Annotated in this window: 20 protein-coding genes; 14 read left to right on the top strand and 6 right to left on the bottom strand. The window is 40.0% G+C overall.

What is annotated here, in order from left to right:
* Positions 1–53: 53 nt before the first annotated feature.
* The 9 genes from RRU92_RS00200 to RRU92_RS00160 all read left to right on the top strand — a co-directional run bounded on the left by RRU92_RS00200 (position 54) and on the right by RRU92_RS00160 (position 9,419).
* Positions 54–1,679 carry a malolactic enzyme gene (locus RRU92_RS00200; protein WP_315639831.1) on the top strand — a complete coding sequence of 542 codons (1,626 nt, stop codon included), beginning with the start codon at positions 54–56 and terminating at the stop codon, positions 1,677–1,679.
* 77 nt (positions 1,680–1,756) lie between these two features.
* Complete coding sequence (locus tag RRU92_RS00195) at positions 1,757–2,704, top strand: AEC family transporter (RefSeq protein WP_153225462.1); 948 nt, start codon at positions 1,757–1,759, stop codon at positions 2,702–2,704.
* A 509-nt stretch (positions 2,705–3,213) separates the two neighbouring features.
* On the top strand, positions 3,214–3,771 hold the full coding sequence (locus tag RRU92_RS00190; RefSeq protein ID WP_153225463.1) for a DUF6287 domain-containing protein: 558 nt from the start codon (positions 3,214–3,216) through the stop codon (positions 3,769–3,771).
* A gap of 298 nt (positions 3,772–4,069) precedes the next feature.
* Positions 4,070–4,582: a GNAT family N-acetyltransferase gene (locus tag RRU92_RS00185; RefSeq protein WP_315639829.1), complete on the top strand. Its 513-nt coding sequence runs from the start codon at positions 4,070–4,072 to the stop codon at positions 4,580–4,582.
* Between the two features lie 660 nt (positions 4,583–5,242).
* Positions 5,243–5,692: a MarR family winged helix-turn-helix transcriptional regulator gene (locus tag RRU92_RS00180; RefSeq protein WP_153225465.1), complete on the top strand. Its 450-nt coding sequence runs from the start codon at positions 5,243–5,245 to the stop codon at positions 5,690–5,692.
* A gap of 18 nt (positions 5,693–5,710) precedes the next feature.
* Entirely contained in the window at positions 5,711–6,565 is an 855-nt protein-coding gene (locus RRU92_RS00175; RefSeq protein WP_153225466.1) for an SDR family oxidoreductase, read from the top strand.
* On the top strand, positions 6,558–7,286 hold the full coding sequence (locus RRU92_RS00170; RefSeq protein ID WP_153225467.1) for an ABC transporter ATP-binding protein: 729 nt from the start codon (positions 6,558–6,560) through the stop codon (positions 7,284–7,286). Before RRU92_RS00175 ends, RRU92_RS00170 begins: the two co-directional genes overlap by 8 nt.
* Entirely contained in the window at positions 7,279–8,799 is a 1,521-nt protein-coding gene (locus RRU92_RS00165) for an ABC transporter permease/substrate-binding protein (RefSeq protein ID WP_315639827.1), read from the top strand. The genes RRU92_RS00170 and RRU92_RS00165 overlap by 8 nt, the downstream gene beginning before the upstream one ends.
* Entirely contained in the window at positions 8,796–9,419 is a 624-nt protein-coding gene (locus tag RRU92_RS00160) for an endonuclease III domain-containing protein (RefSeq protein ID WP_075231492.1), read from the top strand. The genes RRU92_RS00165 and RRU92_RS00160 overlap by 4 nt, the downstream gene beginning before the upstream one ends.
* A 186-nt stretch (positions 9,420–9,605) precedes the next feature.
* Here the strand turns inward: RRU92_RS00160 and RRU92_RS00155 are convergent, their stop codons facing one another.
* Positions 9,606–10,139, bottom strand: a complete 534-nt coding sequence (locus RRU92_RS00155) for a TetR/AcrR family transcriptional regulator (RefSeq protein ID WP_075231491.1) — start codon at positions 10,137–10,139, stop codon at positions 9,606–9,608.
* Positions 10,140–10,272: 133 nt separating this feature from the next.
* Between RRU92_RS00155 and RRU92_RS00150 the strand changes: the two genes are divergently transcribed.
* Positions 10,273–11,172, top strand: a complete 900-nt coding sequence (locus RRU92_RS00150) for a cation diffusion facilitator family transporter (protein WP_315639822.1) — start codon at positions 10,273–10,275, stop codon at positions 11,170–11,172.
* Between the two features lie 76 nt (positions 11,173–11,248).
* On the top strand, positions 11,249–12,286 hold the full coding sequence (locus RRU92_RS00145; RefSeq protein ID WP_315639821.1) for a zinc-binding dehydrogenase: 1,038 nt from the start codon (positions 11,249–11,251) through the stop codon (positions 12,284–12,286).
* 18 nt (positions 12,287–12,304) lie between these two features.
* Here RRU92_RS00145 and RRU92_RS00140 read toward each other — a convergent pair whose 3' ends face one another.
* The 3 genes from RRU92_RS00140 to RRU92_RS00130 all read right to left on the bottom strand — a co-directional run bounded on the left by RRU92_RS00140 (position 12,305) and on the right by RRU92_RS00130 (position 14,949).
* Positions 12,305–12,436: a hypothetical protein gene (locus tag RRU92_RS00140; RefSeq protein WP_006149400.1), complete on the bottom strand. Its 132-nt coding sequence runs from the start codon at positions 12,434–12,436 to the stop codon at positions 12,305–12,307.
* Positions 12,437–12,506: 70 nt separating this feature from the next.
* Positions 12,507–13,855 (bottom strand): IS3 family transposase gene (locus tag RRU92_RS00135; RefSeq protein WP_315639819.1). Its coding sequence is split into 2 segments (ribosomal slippage): positions 12,507–13,405 and positions 13,405–13,855, totalling 1,350 coding nucleotides; the frame shifts between segments, so codons are not numbered across the junction.
* Positions 13,856–13,947: 92 nt separating this feature from the next.
* Positions 13,948–14,949: a LacI family DNA-binding transcriptional regulator gene (locus RRU92_RS00130; protein ID WP_315639817.1), complete on the bottom strand. Its 1,002-nt coding sequence runs from the start codon at positions 14,947–14,949 to the stop codon at positions 13,948–13,950.
* A gap of 167 nt (positions 14,950–15,116) precedes the next feature.
* Between RRU92_RS00130 and RRU92_RS00125 the strand changes: the two genes are divergently transcribed.
* The 3 genes from RRU92_RS00125 (at position 15,117) to RRU92_RS00115 (ending at position 18,269) form a co-directional block, all read left to right on the top strand.
* The gene (locus RRU92_RS00125) at positions 15,117–16,295 is read left to right on the top strand and encodes a galactokinase (protein ID WP_315639815.1); all 1,179 of its coding nucleotides are present in this window, start codon (positions 15,117–15,119) and stop codon (positions 16,293–16,295) included.
* 18 nt (positions 16,296–16,313) lie between these two features.
* On the top strand, positions 16,314–17,795 hold the full coding sequence (locus tag RRU92_RS00120) for a UDP-glucose--hexose-1-phosphate uridylyltransferase (RefSeq protein ID WP_315639814.1): 1,482 nt from the start codon (positions 16,314–16,316) through the stop codon (positions 17,793–17,795).
* A gap of 69 nt (positions 17,796–17,864) precedes the next feature.
* Positions 17,865–18,269 (top strand): PaaI family thioesterase, encoded by a 405-nt coding sequence (locus RRU92_RS00115; protein WP_036759319.1) that lies wholly within the window; start codon positions 17,865–17,867, stop codon positions 18,267–18,269.
* A 64-nt stretch (positions 18,270–18,333) separates the two neighbouring features.
* On the opposite strand, the gene RRU92_RS00110 is transcribed toward RRU92_RS00115, so the two are convergent.
* Positions 18,334–18,720 carry a bleomycin resistance protein gene (locus RRU92_RS00110; protein WP_315639813.1) on the bottom strand — a complete coding sequence of 129 codons (387 nt, stop codon included), beginning with the start codon at positions 18,718–18,720 and terminating at the stop codon, positions 18,334–18,336.
* A 10-nt stretch (positions 18,721–18,730) separates the two neighbouring features.
* On the bottom strand, positions 18,731–19,558 hold the full coding sequence (locus tag RRU92_RS00105) for an exodeoxyribonuclease III (protein ID WP_315639812.1): 828 nt from the start codon (positions 19,556–19,558) through the stop codon (positions 18,731–18,733).
* Positions 19,559–19,735 lie beyond the last annotated feature (177 nt).

The following is a 19,735-nucleotide window of genomic DNA, read 5'->3' as shown; positions in this document are numbered from 1 at the left end:
TTATAAACAATTCATTTTAAGTGGTATAATAGAAGTAAAAAGGAGGTTGCACTATGACTGCACATGATATTTTAAACAACCCTTTCCTCAATAAAGGGACTGCCTTTACCTTAGAGGAGCGAAAGGAACTAGGTCTTATTGGTTTACTGCCACCGTATGTTCAATCGATTGAAGAACAAGCGGCGCAAACTTATGCACAAATGCAAACAAAAGCCAATGATTTAGAAAAGCGTCTTTTCCTAATGGAAATTTTTAACACCAACCGGACTCTTTTCTATTACCTCTTTTCTCAACATTTGGAAGAATTCAATCCAATTGTATATGATCCAACCATTGCAGATACCATTGAAGGCTATAGTGACCTCTTTGTAGACCCCCAATATGCGGGATATCTTGATATCAATCATCCTGAAAATATTGAAGCTACTTTGAAAAATGCCGCTGGGGATCGCGAGATTCGTCTCATTGTTGTAACAGATGCAGAAGGAATCCTTGGAATCGGTGACTGGGGAACAAATGGTGTCGATATTTCTGTTGGGAAATTGATGGTCTACACGGGTGCTGCTGGAATCGATCCTTCTATGGTTCTTCCTTTAGTTATTGATGCAGGGACTAACCGCGAAGAACTTCGTAACAATCCTAATTACTTAGGAAATCGTCACGAACGGGTTCGCGGAGATCGTTACTACGACTTCATTGACCAATTTGTTCAAACAGCAGAACGTCTCTTTCCTAAACTCTACCTTCACTGGGAAGACTTCGGTCGCTCGAATGCTGCCAATATTCTTGAAAAATACCGAAAACAAATTCCAACTTTTAATGATGATATTCAAGGTACAGGAATCGTTACCCTAGGTGGTATCTTTGGTTCACTGGATATTAGTGGTGAAAAATTAACAGATCAAGTTTATCTCTGCTATGGTGGTGGTACTGCGGGCGCAGGAATTGCCGCTCGTGTTCTTCGTGAAATGGTGAGTGAAGGTCTTTCTGAAGAAGAAGCCTATAAACATTTCTTTATGGTTGATAAACAAGGTCTTCTCTTTGATGACATGGATGACCTGACCCCTGAACAAAAACCGTTTGCTAAGAAACGTGCCGACTTTAGTAACGCAGACAAGTTGACTGACCTGCTTGAAGTAGTGAAGACTGTGAAGCCAACCATTCTTGTAGGAACTTCAACTCAACCTAATACCTTCACTAAAGAAATAGTAGAAGCTATGTGTGAAAATACAGAACGTCCGATGATCTTCCCTTTGTCAAATCCAACCAAACTAGCAGAAGCTAGTGCCAAAGATTTGATTGAATGGTCAGATGGCAAAGCTTTTGTCGCAACAGGAATTCCTGCTGATACAGTTTCTTATAAAGGTGTCGACTATGTGATTGGTCAAGCCAATAATGCCTTGATTTACCCAGGTCTTGGTCTAGGTATGCTGGCTTCTGAAGCAAGTCTTTTGACTGATGAAATGATTGGAGCAGCAGCTCATTCATTGAGTGGTATTGTTAATCCAGGCCAACCAGGAGCTCCTGTCTTGCCACCATTTAAGTATGTAGCAGATGTTTCTATTAAAGTAGCAGAAGCAGTCGCTAAAAAAGCACAAGAGCAAGGTCTTGCGCGTGCTAAGGAAACAGATATGGCCAAAGCAGTTCGTGATTTGAAGTGGTATCCAGAGTATAAATAATTCACTGCTGCTGTCTATCCTTCGCTAGCGACAGATTTGTATGGGCTGTGGACTTAAGTAATTTAGAAAGGATACCTATGTCACTCTTTTTAACCTCGATTACGAGTATCATTCCGATTATCGCTATCATTGTTTTGGGGTATATTCTTCAGGTGAAGGGATGGTTTGGAGATGCCTTTGGACCTAACCTATCTCGTTTGATCATGAATGTAGCTTTGCCAGCGTCAATCTTTGTGTCAGTAATGAAATACCTAACACTAGATAAACTAATCAGTCTTTCTGGAGGTCTCCTTTATACATTTGTGGCCTTTATCTTGGGCTATATCGTAGCTTATATTGTAGTTATGGTTTTCAAGGTTCGTCCAGGACGGCGAGGAACCATGATTAATACCTTTGTGAATGCCAACACTATTTTTATTGGTTTACCTTTAAACGTTGCTCTTTTTGGGGATCAGGCTCTTCCTTATTTCTTAATTTACTATATCACCAACACGATTTCCACTTGGACATTGGGCGTGTATTTGATGACGAGCGATAGTAAATCGGGTCAAAGCAAGAAGGAAACTAAATTTGATTGGAAGAAATTACTACCAGCCCCGCTTGTAGGTTTTCTTGTGGCTCTGCTATTTTTGATTCTCCGAATCTCTATTCCAGATTTCGCAACGAATACCTTAACCTATGTTGGAAATATCGTCACTCCCCTATCTCTGATTTATATTGGTATCGTTCTTGCAAAGGCAGGTTTGAAAACTATTACTTTTGATAAAGATACAATTGTCACTTTAGTTGGACGCTTTATCCTAGCTCCTCTAATCATGCTTCTTGTATTGAAGTTCTTTGCACCAAATATGGCGACAGTAGAATTTAAGACCTTTATGATTCAGTCCGCTACACCAGCTTTAGCTGTTCTTCCGATCCTTGCTAATCAGGGAAAAGGAGATGTGGAATTCTCTACGAATGTGGTGACTCTAAGTACGGTTCTATTTATCGTTGTTATTCCAATATTACAAACTTTGTTAGGATAAGAAGGAAGAGGATAGGATTGAAAGTTTTGCGTTAAGAAATTGCACTATTTTCTTGAAATAAAAATCGGCAGAAACTCTTCGGACGTTTCCTATCAAGCGCTTTTGAGCTGTCCTAAAAGCCAAACTTTTCAAACTAGGATTGAAAAAAGCTTGTAAAGCTAGCCAGTTCTCTAAACGTTAATTCGTTGATGGGTAGCAGAATACAAACGAAAACACTTTGCATCTTGCAAGGTGTTTTTTTCTATGAGAACTGGCGGTGCGCAATTAGGATAGCTCTAGCGACTTTAGTCGCTTACAAATGTGGCTGCAACCTGACGAAGTCAGTTGCCTCAAAAGGTTCATCAACACGATACTATCAACGTTTCGAAACACTTCGTGGTTCATGCCAAGGGGTATTTTTTGATGGTTTTTAGCAAAATTCACACCACTAGTCTTTGTTTTATACAATTTCTTCCTAGTATCAGTTTAGTATGATATAATTAAATACGAATAATATAAAGGAGTTATAAATGAAAATAGGAAAAGGCATCAATTGGATTTTGATTCTGTTAAGTTGCTTAATTGCTATAGTACTGATAAGTTTTATGTTCTTCTTTAATCATAAAAAGCAAGATGTAGAAGCAGTAAATGCTACAACAGAACAGGTTTCTACCACTAGTACAACAACCACTAGTACAACGACTACTCAAGATAGTGTTACGACTACTGAGGAAAAAATCTCGACACAAGAAGAGCAAACGAATGCTGAATCACAAAAAATAGATGAGCAAGCCATTCTAAATGGAGATTTCTCGACTCTAGTTGGAACTTGGAGAAATGGACTTGGGCAAGAATTTACATTCGATAAAAATGGACTAGTAAACAGTAGAAACATTGAAAAAAAGAGCATGGGTAGCCATGGAACGATTGAATTTAGCATTAGAGATGGTATCTCAGGCTATGGAATGAGTATTTATCCTGCTGGACTTATTATGCCTGGGTTAGATACTGATTTAACTCAAAATAGGCTGATTGCTGGTCAAGCTGCTCCAACCAGATCAGAACAAGTTTTTTATAAAGTAGACTAAATGATTAACCATCTCATCAAATTTGAGATGGTTTTCTTCTTTATTTGTAAGTCATGATTATTTTATGAAGATGAAGCAAGTAGGGTTCAAAAACAACTTTCAGAGGCGTTCCAGCCTGTTTAGCAAGATGTTGGAATTTATGAGGACCTTGATGGATATTATTTTTCTTCATAGTATGTTGTGTTATAATGTAGATACGATATGAAAAAAATAAAAATATCTCTTTAAAGTCTATAAATGTCACTTTGTGTAAATATAAGTAAATTTGAATCTAGAGAATGATAGGAAATGGTTTACAATGATAAGTCTAGAGCTGATGTCTGAAGAAAATAGTATAGATGTTTATTCTTTTGAAAAAGAAAATCGGGAGTATTTTGAGCGAAGTTTACCTCCTAGACCAGCCCACTATTTTGACTCAGAAGCTTTTAAAGAACTTACAAGGGAATTGTTAAGGGAACAAGAGAATCATGATGTCTACATGCATCTTATTAGAGATGCACAAGGTACTATGGTCGGAAGAATCAATTTAAGTGTTTTAGGGAAGGATAGAAAAACAGCAGAACTTGGATATAGGATTGGAGAAAATGTTACCAATTTAGGATATGCAAGCGAAGCAGTTAAACTCGTTTTAGAAAAGGCCTTTACTACTTATGGTTTACATAAAATCATTGCAGGAACGGCAAGGGACAATCAGGCTTCTCAGAGAGTGCTTTTAAAAAATGGTTTCACCTTTAGTAGAATCATAGAGAATGACTTTCAAATGCATAACGAGTGGATTCATACGGCAGTATTTGAGATAAGGAATCTATAGCATCATCATTCCCAGTCGTTTGCCAAAACTAAACATTTCTAGTAGACATTTGTCTACTTTTATACGGAAATTATAGTAGAATGAATCTAGAACAGTACACCAAGACTGCTAAAAATGTTTTAGAATCTATATTGTACTACTCTAAGTTCAATCCACTATAGCATTCTTTGTTCTTGTTTTTAGTCCTCTATCGTCATGATTACAAGCCAATTTGTATCTATAATATCTCTTTATTAGCCTTGTTTCTTGTCAAACTTTTTAATCCTCAGATCAAGACGAATATCTTATCAGCTAGTTTTGCTAGGGGATTTAATATTCTATTAAATGCTTTAATTTTCTTTTGTCTTTATTTTTTTGAATTAAGGAATCTTAGTTTTAGTCTTTTCTTATTCTTTTGTTTACTATATTTTATAAAAATTTTTATCATTCCTTTATGTTTGGTTTATAGTCAAAATTCTAAGTATGATCCTTATCTGGTACATAGTAATTTCTTTAAGAGGAATGCTTCATATGTGATGCATGTTTAATTTTATAAAAATGCTGACTTTCTACTTTTTGGTAGGAAGTTTTTTATTATTTCCATATCGAAATAGTTGACAGATGTAATTTAGGGTGTTACAATAATTAAAAAGTTCGATATAGAATAAAAAAGGAGACAAAATGGACAAGATGTTAGGAGGTTACCAAGCTCTACAGATTCGATTGTTAAACGGGCGTATCTTTCAAAAACTCTTGAGCAATGAACCAGATGCTCAATACAGAAGTGAACAGGGAAAAATTTTAACGATTTTGTGGAAGCAAGAGTTAGGGTGCGCTACAGCGACCGATATCGCTCTTGTGACGGGTCTAGCCAATAATACATTGACCAGTATGGTTAAGAAATTGGAAGAACAAGGCTTGGTCACGATTGAACCTTGCACACAAGATAAAAGGAAAAAATATATCTCTTTGACAGACCTCGGTTGGGCGCAAAAAGAAATTGGAGACCGTGTTAGCAAAGAATTGGGTGAAATTTTCTACCAAGGCTTTTCGGATCAAGAAATCCAAGAATTTGAAGCTTATCAAGAGCGTATTATCTCAAATCTAAAAGCTAAAGAAAATGACATCTAGGGAAAGGAAGTAACAGTTATGATCGGAATTACAGGTGTAACAGGGAAATTAGGCTCCTATGTGGCTGATCTTGTTGATAAGAAAGGAATCGCTTCAGTCCATCTAGCAAGAAGCCCAGAGCGTGCAAAAGTTTATGCGTCTGCGGAAATCCGTAGATTGTCCTATACCAATACTCCAGAGGTGGTTGAAGCCTTGAAGGGGATCGATACTTTGTTGATGGTTTCTGCTAGGGAAAATCCAGAGCGTGTCAAGGAGCACAAGGAGTTTTTAGATGCTGCAAAACTAGCAGGGGTGCAACATATCGTTTATACCTCCTTTTATGGGGCAGATGAGAAAGCAACTTTTACCTTGTCTCGAGATCATGCCCAGACGGAAGCCTATATCAAGGAGTTAGGGTTCACCTACACTTTTTTGAGAGATAATTTTTATTTGGATTTCTTGATTGATATTGCACTTGAAAATGGAGAGATTCGTGGTCCGGCCGGCAGTGGTCTTGTGTCAGCTGTTGCCCGTAAGGACACATCTAGGGTTGTAGCAGAGATTCTTTTAAATCCTAAGGACTGGGAAAATCAAACCTTGAATTTAACAGGGCCAGAGGATCTTTCCATGGAAGAAATCGTAGCGCTTCTCTCAAAAGAGACCGGTAAGACCATCGCGTATGTGGATGAAACAGTAGAAGAAGCTTATGAGTCACGGAAAAAATGGCCAGCACAAACTTGGGAGTACGATGCCTGGGTCAGCACTTATACAGCTATCAAAGTTGGGGAACAAGCTGGGGTTTCAACAGATATCGAAAAAGTTCTAGGGCATCCGGCAAGTAGCCTATTGGATATTCTTAGAGATAGAAAACTTATTGAGGAAAAACATGATTGAATACAAACATGTGGCCTTGCGCTACACGGATAAAAATATTTTAAAAGATGTCAATCTCCGCATTGAAAATGGAGAATTCATGGTGCTAGTGGGTCCTTCAGGATCTGGTAAGACCACCATGATCAAGATGATTAACCGTCTCTTGGAGCCAACGGATGGTAATATCTATATGGATGGGAAACGCATCAAAGACTATGACGAACGGGAGTTACGTCTCAGTACCGGCTATGTCCTTCAAGCTATTGCCCTATTTCCAAATTTAACAGTTGCTGAAAATATAGCATTGATTCCTGAGATGAAGGGTTGGAGCAAGGAACAAATTGCCTCTAAAACAGAAGAACTCTTGGACAAGGTGGGTCTGCCTGCTGCAGAGTATGCAAAGCGCATACCTAGTGAGTTATCTGGTGGGGAGCAACAGCGGATTGGGATTGTGCGGGCCATCATTGGGGAACCAAAGATTCTATTGATGGACGAACCTTTTTCAGCTTTGGATGCTATCTCCCGCAAGCAGTTGCAGGCTCTTACCAAAGATTTGCACAAGGAGTTCGGTATGACTACCATCTTCGTTACTCATGATACGGACGAGGCCTTAAAATTAGGCGATCGAATTGCTGTTTTACAGGATGGGGAGATTCGCCAGGTCGCAGAACCTGAAACAATTTTACAAGCGCCTGCGACAGACTTTGTAGCAAACTTGTTTGGAGGTAGCCTTCATGTCTAATTTGATTTCAACCTTTCATGATCGATTTAGTGAATGGGTAACAGCTCTGGGACAACACTTACAATTATCTCTTTTGACCTTATTGGTCGCTATTTTTCTGACCATCCCACTTGCGGTTTACCTAAATGCTCATAAAAAAGCAGCGACCTGGGTGCTACAAGTTGCAGGTATCTTCCAGACCATTCCTTCAATGGCCTTGTTGGGGCTCTTTATTCCTTTCATGGGGATTGGAACCTTACCAGCACTCACAGCCCTTGTCATTTACGCTATTTTCCCGATTTTAGAAAATACAATCACAGCCCTGAATGGCATTGATCCTAGTCTTGAGGAGGCCGGGATTGCTTTTGGGATGACCAAGTGGGAGCGACTCAAGAAGTTTGAAATTCCACTTGCCATGCCTGTCATTGTATCGGGGGTTCGAACAGCGACCGTTATGATTATTGGGACAGCGACTCTAGCAGCTCTTGTGGGAGCTGGTGGATTGGGCTCCTTTATCCTTTTGGGAATTGATCGTCGGAATGCTAGTCTCATTTTAATCGGAGCAATCTCATCAGCCATCTTGGCCATTCTCTTTAATGTCATTCTCAAATGGTTGGAAAAGGCAAAGTTGCGTACGATTGTTTCGACCTTTGCGGTCATGGTCCTTGGTTTGGGAGTTAGTTATGTTCCAAGCATTATTCCACATAATGAGAAAGAAAATCTGGTTATAGCTGGGAAGTTGGGACCTGAACCTGAGATTCTCATGAATATGTATAAACTTCTCATCGAGGAAAATACTGATATGACGGTGACGGTCAAGCCTAACTTTGGGAAGACAGATTTCCTTTATCAAGCGCTGAAAAAAGGGGATATTGATATCTATCCAGAATTTTCTGGAACAGTGACAGAGAGTCTCCTCCAACCATCTCCAGAAGTTGGACATGACCCAGAAAAGGTTTACGAGGTGGCTCGTGATGGCATTGCCAAACAGGATCAGCTAGCCTTTCTTAAACCCATGGCTTATCAAAATACTTATGCTATAGCAGTTCCTAAAAAAATTGCGCAAGAATATGGGCTTAAGACGATTTCAGACTTGAAAAAAGTAGAAGGACAGCTCAAGGCGGGATTCACTCTAGAGTTTAATGACCGTGAGGATGGAAACAAGGGTTTGCAGTCTGTTTATGGATTGAATCTCAATGTGGCAACCATGGAGCCAGCTCTTCGCTACCAAGCCATCCAGTCAGGTGACATTCAAATTACAGATGCTTACTCAACAGATGCTGAAATTGCTCGCTATGATTTAGTGGTTTTGGAGGATGATAAACAACTCTTCCCTCCATACCAGGGCGCTCCACTCATGAATGCTAAATTACTCGAAAAACATCCTGAGTTGGAAGCTATTCTTAATAAACTAGCTGGTAAAATCACCGAGAGCCAGATGAGTCAGATGAACTATCAGGTTGGTATTGATGGTAAGGATGCTTATACTGTTGCACATGATTTCTTGGTGGAACAGGGATTATTGAAGAAATGATGAGGCAAGAAGAAATACAAGAGACTCTTTTGCGACTCTGTAAGCACTATGGAGAACAAAATTGGTGGCAATCGGATAACAAGCTTGAAGATCTGGTATCGACTATTCTTATCCAGCGAACATCTGAGAAAAATGCTAAGTTGGCTTTAGCTGGTCTTATGGATGTCATGACAGTAGAGGGTATCCTAGGGTTATCACTAGAAGATTTACAGGAACGTATTCGACCTGCTGGATTTTTTAAGCAAAAGTCTCAAACGATTAGGGGACTTCTAATCTGGCTAAGAGAAAATGGTGGTTTTGAGGTTCTTGCTAGGATTGGAACAGAAGATTTACGGAAGCAACTTTTGGAGTTAAAAGGGATTGGACCAGAGACTGCAGATGCACTTTTACTATATCTTTTTGATCGTTCAGTTTTTATTTCGGACGAATATGCTAGAAGACTTTTTCGACGATTAGGATTTGGAAATTTTGATACCTATAATGAAATGCATGCTGTTTATTGTAATGTATTGGAAGGACTCACTCTCAAACAATGCCAAGAGATTCATGCTGTTATTGATGAACATGGGAAAGCTTTTAGCAAAAGTAAAGGCCAGTTAGACGAAAGTTGGTTACGATAAAAAAATTCTAAGGCTCCTTGTCTTAGAATTTTTTTAGTTAATGTACTTGCTTAAAAAATCATAATTTGATCAGATTACTAAATAGAAAGTAGAGGCAAAATATTCATGGTGAATGGAATATTTGAATGATAGAATGTTGACAGGTATTTTTCTTTTGAGTGGATATGAAATCTATAGTTGTGTTTGCTACTTCATCCCCATGACGTCTAAGTAAAATCTCACTACTTGATCCTCCGTGTAAGATTTCCCCTTTTTCAGCCACCAGGTCAATGTTTCGATAAAGTTAGTTACAACATAGTGTTTGAGATAAGAAGCAGGAATATTAGGATAGGAAACTTGCAAGTCCTCTGCGACCATAGGATAAACATGGTGTTCCAATTCTTTCTGCAATTGACGGAGGAAGTAGTCGTTTTTAGAGAAAAGAAGACTGGTGACGTGGTCCTGATTTTTCTTAAAATGTGAAAAGATATGTGTCAAGTAAGCATTTGTAGTTATATTTTCCTCACGTTCAAAAAGATGATGAAAGAGATAACGGCAGAGCTCGTCTAGGAGTAATTCCTTGCTCTCATAGTGACTGTAGAAGGTGGAACGACCGACATCTGCTAGGTCAATAATCTCCTGAACAGTGATGGATTCAAAATTTTTTTGATTTAGTAATTGTAAAAAAGCAGTATAAATAGCTTTTCGAGTCTTGGTAATGCGACGATCTTGAGCAGTCATATGGACACTTTGAACAAACTGTTCATTAACTTACAAAGTAAACAGTTTGCCCCTATCCTTTCTTTTCGGAGTAAGAGATAATACTAGTAAAGGAAATAATTATACTACAATTATACCAAAGGAGGATGGGAAAATGTCAACGAAAGGTGCTGTTTGGTTAGCTTTTTTCTTAAATTTGAGTTATGCCATTATTGAGTTTATCGCAGGAGGGATTTTTGGTTCTAGTGCTGTGCTTGCTGACTCCGTTCATGACTTGGGAGATGCAATCGCAATTGGGGTATCAGCCTTTCTAGAAACAGTCTCTAATCGTGAAGAAGACAGCCACTATACCTTGGGCTATAAGCGCTTTAGCCTCTTGGGGGCCATGGTAACGGCTGTGATTCTAATAACAGGGTCTGTTCTCGTTATTTTAGAAAATATAACGAAACTCTTTAATCCACAACCGGTCAACGATGAGGGAATCTTATGGTTAGGAATCATTGCTGTTAGCATTAATGTGCTGGCAAGTCTAGTAGTTCGTAAAGGAAAAACCAAGAATGAGTCTATTCTGAGTCTTCATTTTCTGGAAGATACTTTGGGTTGGGTGGCCGTCATCCTAATGGCCATTGTTCTGCGATTTACCGACTGGTATATTCTGGATCCGCTCTTATCTCTTGTCATTTCCTTCTTCATTCTGTTAAAGGCTATTCCACGTTTTTGGTCTACTCTCAAGATTTTCTTGGATGCTGTGCCAGAAGGAGTGGATATCCATCAAGTAAAGAGTGATTTGGAGCAACTGGACCACATAGCTAGTATCAATCAGCTCAATCTCTGGACCATGGATGGTTTGGAGAAAAATGCTATTGTCCATGTTTGTCTAAAAGAAATTGAACAGATGGAGCTTTGCAAGGAATCGATTCGAACCCTACTCAAAGATTGTGGTTTCCAAAATATCACCATTGAGGTTGATGCAGACCTAGAAACTCACCAAGCCCATAAGCGAAAGGTCGAAGAGTTGGAAGTAGATAAAAGTCATGAACATCATCATCATTAATGAGACGTAGTATAAATGAGCGAAAGTTTGCTAAAAAGTGTATACTAAAGGTAGTTAGATACAGAGAGGAAATTTTATGAAATCAGCAGTTTATACTAAGGCAGGTCAGATTGGTATTGAAGAAGTCAAGCGTCCAAGTATTCAAGAATCAGATGATGTTATTATCCGTGTAGTTCGTGCTTGCGTTTGTGGTTCAGACCTTTGGAGCTATCGTAATCCAGATATCAAAGCGGGTCATAAAAATAGTGGACACGAAGCGATTGGAATCGTTGAAGAAACTGGAGAAGCCATTACAACGGTCAAGCCCGGTGATTTTGTGATTGTACCATTTACTCATGGTTGTGGGGAGTGTGATGCCTGTCGTGCAGGATTTGATGGTTCTTGTGACAATCATATCGGAAATAACCTAGGAGGGAATTTCCAAGCTGAATACCTCCGCTTCCACTATGCCAATTGGGCACTTGTTAAAATCCCTGGACAACCGTCTGACTACACAGAAGGGATGCTTAAATCTCTCTTGACTCTAGCTGATGTCATGCCGACAGGCTATCATGCAGCGCGTGTGGCAGATGTGAAACCAGGGGATAAAGTTGTCGTTATTGGCGATGGGGCTGTTGGGCAATGTGCTGTCATCGCAGCTAAAATGCGTGGCGCTTCACAAATTATCCTCATGAGTCGTCACGAAGATCGTCAAAAAATGGCCTTGGAATCAGGAGCGACAGCTGTTGTAGCTGAACGAGGAGAAGAAGGCATTGCCAAGGTGCGAGAAATTCTCGGTGGTGGAGCAGACGCCGCTCTTGAGTGCGTCGGTACTGAAGCGGCTGTTGAGCAAGCACTGGGTGTCCTTCATAATGGCGGTCGCATGGGATTTGTAGGAGTTCCACATTATAAGAATCGTGCTCTTGGTTCAACCTTTATGCAAAATATCTCTGTTGCAGGTGGAGCAGCTTCTGCGACAACATACGATAAGCAATTCTTGCTTAAAGCTGTCCTTGATGGTGAGATCAATCCAGGCCGTGTCTTTACTTCAAGCTATAAACTGAAAGATATTGACAAAGCATATAAGGCTATGGATGAACGTAAGACCATTAAGTCTATGATTGTGATGGATTAATACTCTTCGAAAATCTCTTCAAACCACGTCAGCTCTATCTGCAACCTCAAAACAGTGTTTTGAGCTGACTTCGTCAGTCTTATCTACAACCTCAAAGCAGTGCTTTGAGCAACCTGCGGCTAGCTTCCTAGTTTGCTCTTTGATTTTCATTGAGTATAAAAAGAAAAACCTAATAGAGATTTGAGAATTTGTACTGATCCCAAAAAGTTAGACAATTAATTTAAGCAAAGGATTTAGTTCTGTATTGTACAGGACTAAGTCCTTTTAGTTTTACCTTAATTCGTTTGTTGTTGTAGTAATCAATATAGTCTACAATAGCTTGTTCCAAGTGCTCAAGTGACTGAAACGTATTCTCATAACCATAAAACATTTCAGTCTTAAGAATGCCAAAGAAAGATTCCATCATGCCGTTGTCTGGGCTGTTGCCCTTACGTGACATAGATGCTCGAATTCCCTTACTCTCTAGGAACCGATGATAAGAATCGTGTTGGTATTGCCAACCTTGATCGCTATGGAGAATCGTATTCTCGTAGTGCTTCTCTGTGAATGCCTGTTCCAACATTGTTTGTACTTGTTCTAAATTAGGCGAACAAGAAAGATTAAAAGCAATAATTTCGCTATTAAAGCCATCTAAAACAGGCGATAAATACAATTTCTGCGTGCTATTTGGAATGGCAAACTCAGTCACATCCGTATAGCACTTTTCCATTGGTTTGGCTGCTTCAAATTGGCGTTGAATAAGGTTATCTGCTTTCTTACCAACGTCTCCTTTATGAGAAGAATATTTTCGTTTCTGTCGCATTTTAGCTTGTAAATTGAGTACTTTCATCAAGCGTTGAACTCTTTTATGATTTACCAGATAACCACGATTTCTTAGTTCTAAATGAATCCGACGATAACCATAATTTCCCTTATGTTCGATAAAAATGGATTGAATTTCAGCTTTAAGCTCTTGGTCCTTATCTGGTTTGTCTAGCTGTTTCAAGTGATAGTAGTAGGTCGAACGAGCTAGTTTAATGGCTTTTAGAAGAATATCTAACGAAAACTCAGTCATTAATTCTTGAACAATTTCTGTCTTTCTTCTTTCTCTTTTTCCTCCTTCAATCGGAGTTCTCTCAACTTTTTTAGGATGGCATTCTCCGCTCTCAGGTACTCATTTTCTGCTTGAAGACGTTCTAATTCTGTCCTCTCTTCAGGTCTCGTTTTTAGCTTATGTCCCATTTTAGGTATTCTCCCTCTTGTTTTCTCAACAATAGTATACCCGTTTTTCTTGTATTGTGCTAGCCAATTAAGAAGTATCGTACGACTTGGGAGGCCGTATTCAAGTGAAACTCTATCTTTAGTCCAGCCTTCATGTAAGACTTTATTAATCATTTCTTGTTTTAAATCAGGAGAATAGTAACGATTTTTTCCTTTTTTGACGAATTCTATTCCGTAACGATCAATCAATTTAATCATGTACCTAATATTAGAATTGTTTATCCCAAATTTATTTGAAAGCTTCTCTAAGCTATATCCTTGTTTTCTAAGTTCATAGATTTGAACTTTATCATCATAAGTTAATTTCATAATAAAAATACCCCAAAAGTTAGATTTTTATGTCTAACTTTTGGGGTGCAGTTCAATCTCTATTAGGTTTTTTTTATGTTCAGTTGTTGTGCTTAATGCAAGGTGCTTTCTCTTAAAGTCAGCTTGGTTCCCAGCATAGTGAGGCTTGGAATTTTGCGTCCGTGGAGCACTTCTCTATTAAGGATATCCATGCCTGTGCGTCCCATTTCCTCTGTATAAACAGTGATACTTGAAAGGGGTGGGAAAACTTGTTTGGTCAAGCTAGTGTCATTAAAGGAAATTAAACTCACTCGCTCTGGCAGGTGGATACTAGCTTCTTGGAGTGCCCGAAGGGCACCGATTGCCAGACTATCACTTGCAGCAAAAAAGGCAGATGGAAGTTGTTTCCCCAAGCTTTGAATTGCATGTTTCATTAAGTCGTAGCCAGATTGGGCAGTAAACTCTCCTTGGAAAATGAATTTCTCGTTATAAATTCCTTTTTCTTGTGTATAGGATTTAAAGTAATCTAAGCGTTTATCTGAGATAACTTCTTCATGGTCAGTAGTAGTTTCAAGACCGGATAGGATACCAACCTTTTTAAGCCCATGATCTGTAAAGTAATCAACCACCTGTCTAACCGCATTATAGAAATCCGTAATGACACAGGTATGACCAAGGGCAATCGTATCACTGTCAAGGAAAACTAGAGGCTTTTGATATTCCTCGAATGAAGCAATCTGTGCACGACTAAATTTACCAATACAGAGGATACCAATCACTTCCTCGCTAAGCGTGAAAGGTTGGTCGTTAAAATAGCGCAAAATGTCATAGTCTAACTCTTGAGCTCTTTTTTCAATTCCGAGACGGATCTGGTAGTAGTAGAGATCCTCTAATTCACCTTGTTCGCTCACCCACTGGATGATAGCAATTTTTTGTTTGAGTTTATGACTTTCGCCTGTTTTGAGATGTTTTGTATATCCTAGTTCTTCTGCGACGGTTAAGATACGATGTCGAGTTTCTTCTGTAACAGATAGGCTCTGATCGCGATTGAGAACGCGGGATACAGTTGCGATCGAGACAGAGGCTAGCTGAGCGATATCTTTGAGTGTAGCCATAATTCCCCTCCTTTTTAGGTTATTATAGCATATTTTTGTTGCTTTTTACCTATAGTTTAGTAAAATATAGGTAAAAATGTTGACCAAAGCAAAACCCTTGGGTACAATAGAAGAAAACGATTACAGGTTAAGTTTTTTTACCTAACAATTGTCAAAGGAGAATTCATATGACACAACATCTTACTGCTGATGCACTTCGCAAGGACTTTCTTGCTGTTTTTGGTCAAGAAGCAGATCAAACCTTCTTTTCACCAGGCCGTATCAACTTGATTGGGGAACATACTGACTATAATGGTGGCCATGTTTTCCCAGCTGCTATTTCACTAGGAACTTATGGAGCAGCACGCAAGCGTGATGACCAAGTGTTGCGTTTCTACTCCGCAAACTTTGAGGACAAAGGCATTATCGAAGTTCCTCTGGCTGACCTTAAGTTTGAGAAAGAGCACAACTGGACCAACTATCCAAAAGGTGTCCTTCATTTCTTGCAAGAAGCTGGGCATGTGATTGACAAAGGTTTTGATTTCTATGTCTTTGGGAATATCCCAAATGGTGCTGGTTTGTCATCTTCAGCTTCTTTGGAGCTTTTGACTGGTGTCGTGGCAGAATACCTCTTTGACCTAAAATTGGATCGTTTAGATTTAGTAAAAATCGGAAAATTGACAGAGAATAATTTTATCGGTGTTAACTCTGGTATCATGGACCAATTTGCTATCGGTATGGGGGCAGACCAACGTGCTATATACCTAGATACTAATACTCTAGAATACGACTTGGTTCCCCTTGATTTGAAGGACAATGTCGTTGTTATCATGAACACTAACAAACGCCGTGAACTAGCAGATTCTAAATATAATGAACGCCGTGCTGAGTGTGAAAAAGCAGTGGAAGAACTTCAAGTGGCCTTGGATATCCAGACTTTAGGCGAATTGGATGAATGGGCTTTTGATGAATACAGCTACCTGATCAAAGACGAAAATCGTTTGAAACGTGCTCGCCATGCCGTTCTTGAAAATCAACGTACCCTTAAAGCACAAGCGGCTCTTCAAGCGGGAGATTTGGACAAGTTTGGTCGTTTGATGAATGCATCTCATGTGTCTCTTGAACATGACTATGAAGTAACTGGCTTGGAATTGGATACCCTGGTTCATACAGCTTGGGCTCAAGAAGGTGTTCTTGGTGCTCGTATGACAGGAGCAGGTTTTGGTGGTTGCGCCATTGCCTTGGTTCAAAAAGATACGGTTGAGAACTTTAAAGAAGCTGTTGGCAAACACTATGAAGAAATCGTTGGCTATGCACCAAGCTTCTATATCGCTGAAGTTGCAGGTGGTACTCGCGTTCTTGATTAGTCAAAAGGAGGTTTTCTAGTGACCTTAGTAGAAACATTTGTTACCAAAGTCATTGCAGAAAGTACCTTTGAAGAGTTGGACCGGATTTATCTGACTAATCGTGTCTTGGCTTTGGTTGGTGAAGGAATTTTTGACGTTGAGACTGATCAGGACAACTTGATTGATCTCAAAGACCATCTTGTCGAGGAAGCCGTTCGATTGGAAACAATTGAAGATAGTCAGGCTGCGCGTGAGATACTAGGCGCTGACCTCATGGACTTGGTAACCCCTTGTCCAAGTCAGCTTAATCGTGACTTTTGGGATACCTATGCCCAGTCACCAGAGCAGGCGATTGCGAACTTCTACCAACTCAGTCAGAAGAATGACTACATCAAACTAAAGGCTATCGCAAAGAATATTGCTTATCGTGTTCCGTCTGACTACGGTGAATTAGAGATTACCATCAATCTCTCTAAGCCTGAAAAGGATCCAAAAGAGATAGCGGCAGCTAAGTTGGTCAAGTCGAGTAACTATCCTCAATGTCAGCTCTGTATGGAAAATGAAGGTTACCATGGTCGTGTCAACCATCCAGCTAGAAGCAACCATCGCATTATTCGTTTTGATATTTCTGGTCAGGAGTGGGGCTTCCAGTATTCGCCTTACGCTTACTTTAATGAGCACTGTATTTTCCTAGATAGCAAGCATCGTCCTATGGCCATTAGTCGCCAAAGTTTTGAACGTTTGTTAGCAATTGTGGAGCAGTTTCCAGGCTACTTTGCTGGTTCGAATGCTGATTTGCCAATCGTGGGTGGTTCCATCCTGACGCACGATCATTATCAAGGGGGGCGGCATGTCTTTCCAATGGAAGTGGCTCCTATTCAGAAAAGCTTTACCTTTGCAGATTTTAAAACTGTTAAAGCAGGGATTGTTCAGTGGCCTATGTCTGTGATTCGACTAACTTCAGATTCTAAAGAGGATTTGACGGACCTTGCTGAGAAAATCTTACTGGCTTGGCGTCAGTACTCAGATCTAAGTGTGCAGGTCTTGGCGGAAAGCAACGGGACACCGCACCATACCATTACACCGATTGCGCGTAAAAGAGATGGGCAGTTTGAGTTGGATTTGGTCTTGCGGGATAATCAAACATCTCCAGAACATCCAGATGGTATCTATCATCCCCACAAGGATGTCCAGCATATCAAGAAGGAAAATATCGGCTTGATAGAGGTCATGGGTTTGGCAATCTTGCCACCACGCTTGAAGGAAGAAGTGGAGCAAGTAGCAGCTTATCTAGTCGGAGAGGGCGTTTCTATTGCGGATTATCACCAAGAATGGGCGGATGAGTTGAAAGAAAGTCATCCTGGATTGACTGATAAAGACCAAGCTCTCGAAATTGTCCAAGAATCTGTGGGTAAAATCTTCGCTCGAGTATTGGAAGATGCAGGTGTTTACAAGCAAACAGAAGAAGGACAAGCTGCCTTTATGCGCTTTGTGGAGCAGGTTGGTATTTTGCCCGAATAAGTGCTTCTCTCTTGCGTAGAGTCTTGAAAAGTAGTATCATAGTGTCGTTTGAAATATCAGGAGGAACGTATGAAAGATTTTCACTTTGACGCTATATCTGCCTTTGAAAATTACGAAATCGAAAAAATGAGAGATGGTCACGTTGTGGTGACGACAAAAGTAGTGGACTCCTCACTCAACTATTATGGCAATGCCCATGGAGGCTATCTATTTACCCTTTGTGACCAAATCAGTGGACTTGTGGTGATTTCGCTAGGATTAGACGGAGTGACGCTCCAGTCTTCCATCAACTATCTGAAAGCTGGAAATCTAGGGGATGTTCTCACTATCAAAGGAGAATGTGTCCATCATGGACGTACCACTTGTGTCGTCGATGTTGATATCACCAACCAAGATGGTCGAAATGTCTGCAAGGCAACCTTCACCATGTTTGTCACAGGGCAACGATCTGAAGATAGACAGGTGAGGATTTAGGAAATAAGAAAAAGAGGCTCAAGCCTCTTTTTTATTTCTTTTTCCACTGTAATACTCTATTATTCTATTCACTAAATCTTAAAAAATAACCATCTGGGTCTAAAACTGCAAATTCATGAGGATAGATATATTGTTCACCAACACGAAATTCTCTTTTGGTCAAAGGACGATGAATAGGATAGTTAGACTCTATTACTTTCTGATAGAGTCGAGGGACATCCTCTATGCCGAAGGAGATGTTGACACCGCGTCCGAAAGGATAAGTCAGTTGGGCTAATTCTTCTGCACTGCCTTCTTCTAGCATAAGTTGGCAGTCTTCAAGCGAGAGGAAGAGAAATTTCTCCTCTGGACGCTCGTATTGGACAGTGAATCCCAGCAAGTTGCAGTAGAAGCGGCGCGACTTTTCGATGTCAGATACTACAAATTCAGGGATGACGGCTTGATAGTCCATTCGTTTCTCCTTAAAGTTCAATCTCCAATACAATCGGTGTATGGTCTTGGCGTGCGCCTGAATCAATCATATCTGACTTGGTAACCTTGTCTGCCACACGGTTACTTGTGAGCCAGTAGTCGATTCTCCAGCCTGTGTTGTTGATTTTTGAAGTCTTGCTGCGTTGTGCCCACCAAGTATAGCGTTCTGGCACATCGCCATGGATATGGCGGAAGGTATCTGTAAATCCTTTGGCTAAAAGGTTTGTAAATCCTTCACGTTCTTCGTCTGTAAATCCTGGTGAACGACGGTTGCTGGCTGGGTTGGCAAGGTCAATTTCCTTGTGGGCAACGTTGTAGTCTCCTGTTGCTAGGACTGGTTTTTTCTTGTCTAGTTGAGCCAAGTATTCCGCATATTTGACGTCCCAGACTTGACGTTCTTCCAAGCGTTTGAGCCCATCTCCAGCGTTTGGTGTGTAGACCTGAGTCACGAAAAATTCATCAAATTCCAAAGTAATGATGCGGCCTTCCAAGTCCATAGTAGAAGGTGCGCCAATTTCTGGGAAGCTAACAGTTGGGGTCAGTTCTTTCTTATAGAGGAACATGGTTCCAGCATAGCCTTTACGAGCAGGTTCTTGAGAGGAACGCCAGGTATTTTCGTAGGCTGGGAAGAGTTCTTCCAGTACCTCAAGGTGTTTTTTTGTAGGTCCTTTAGCTGAAAGCTTGGTTTCCTGGATAGCGATGATATCAGCATCTTCGACTACCAAGGTTTGGAGAACGTCTTGTGATAATTTCGCACGCGCAGAATCACTCGTCAACGCTGCATTGAGGGAATCAATATTCCATGAGATTAGTTTCATAGTGTGTACCTTTTCATTCAGATTATAGACAATATTATACCAGAAAAAGAAGTAATTCCCCAACGTATAGTTTGAAAAATCAAGGTCATTCCTTTATAATAAAGAATGATTTATGTAAAGGATTGAAAATAAATGAAATTTTACTCCTATGCATATTTTTATCGCTGAGTATGATAA

Origin of the sequence: Streptococcus sp. DTU_2020_1001019_1_SI_AUS_MUR_006 (assembly GCF_032340315.1) — a bacterium.
Classification (GTDB): domain Bacteria; phylum Bacillota; class Bacilli; order Lactobacillales; family Streptococcaceae; genus Streptococcus.
Note: the sequence above shows the minus strand (reverse complement) of the source record. Positions and strands in the feature narration are given on the sequence as shown.

Coding starts and splice junctions, on each gene's coding strand:
- RRU92_RS00200 (WP_315639831.1), top strand. CDS start 54: ATGACTGCACATGATATTTTAAACAACCCTTTCCTCAATAAAGGGACT.
- RRU92_RS00195 (WP_153225462.1), top strand. CDS start 1,757: ATGTCACTCTTTTTAACCTCGATTACGAGTATCATTCCGATTATCGCT.
- RRU92_RS00190 (WP_153225463.1), top strand. CDS start 3,214: ATGAAAATAGGAAAAGGCATCAATTGGATTTTGATTCTGTTAAGTTGC.
- RRU92_RS00185 (WP_315639829.1), top strand. CDS start 4,070: ATGATAAGTCTAGAGCTGATGTCTGAAGAAAATAGTATAGATGTTTAT.
- RRU92_RS00180 (WP_153225465.1), top strand. CDS start 5,243: ATGGACAAGATGTTAGGAGGTTACCAAGCTCTACAGATTCGATTGTTA.
- RRU92_RS00175 (WP_153225466.1), top strand. CDS start 5,711: ATGATCGGAATTACAGGTGTAACAGGGAAATTAGGCTCCTATGTGGCT.
- RRU92_RS00170 (WP_153225467.1), top strand. CDS start 6,558: ATGATTGAATACAAACATGTGGCCTTGCGCTACACGGATAAAAATATT.
- RRU92_RS00165 (WP_315639827.1), top strand. CDS start 7,279: ATGTCTAATTTGATTTCAACCTTTCATGATCGATTTAGTGAATGGGTA.
- RRU92_RS00160 (WP_075231492.1), top strand. CDS start 8,796: ATGATGAGGCAAGAAGAAATACAAGAGACTCTTTTGCGACTCTGTAAG.
- RRU92_RS00155 (WP_075231491.1), bottom strand. CDS start 10,139: ATGACTGCTCAAGATCGTCGCATTACCAAGACTCGAAAAGCTATTTAT.
- RRU92_RS00150 (WP_315639822.1), top strand. CDS start 10,273: ATGTCAACGAAAGGTGCTGTTTGGTTAGCTTTTTTCTTAAATTTGAGT.
- RRU92_RS00145 (WP_315639821.1), top strand. CDS start 11,249: ATGAAATCAGCAGTTTATACTAAGGCAGGTCAGATTGGTATTGAAGAA.
- RRU92_RS00140 (WP_006149400.1), bottom strand. CDS start 12,436: ATGAAAATCAAAGAGCAAACTAGGAAGCTAGCCGCAGGTTGCTCAAAG.
- RRU92_RS00130 (WP_315639817.1), bottom strand. CDS start 14,949: ATGGCTACACTCAAAGATATCGCTCAGCTAGCCTCTGTCTCGATCGCA.
- RRU92_RS00125 (WP_315639815.1), top strand. CDS start 15,117: ATGACACAACATCTTACTGCTGATGCACTTCGCAAGGACTTTCTTGCT.
- RRU92_RS00115 (WP_036759319.1), top strand. CDS start 17,865: ATGAAAGATTTTCACTTTGACGCTATATCTGCCTTTGAAAATTACGAA.
- RRU92_RS00110 (WP_315639813.1), bottom strand. CDS start 18,720: ATGGACTATCAAGCCGTCATCCCTGAATTTGTAGTATCTGACATCGAA.
- RRU92_RS00105 (WP_315639812.1), bottom strand. CDS start 19,558: ATGAAACTAATCTCATGGAATATTGATTCCCTCAATGCAGCGTTGACG.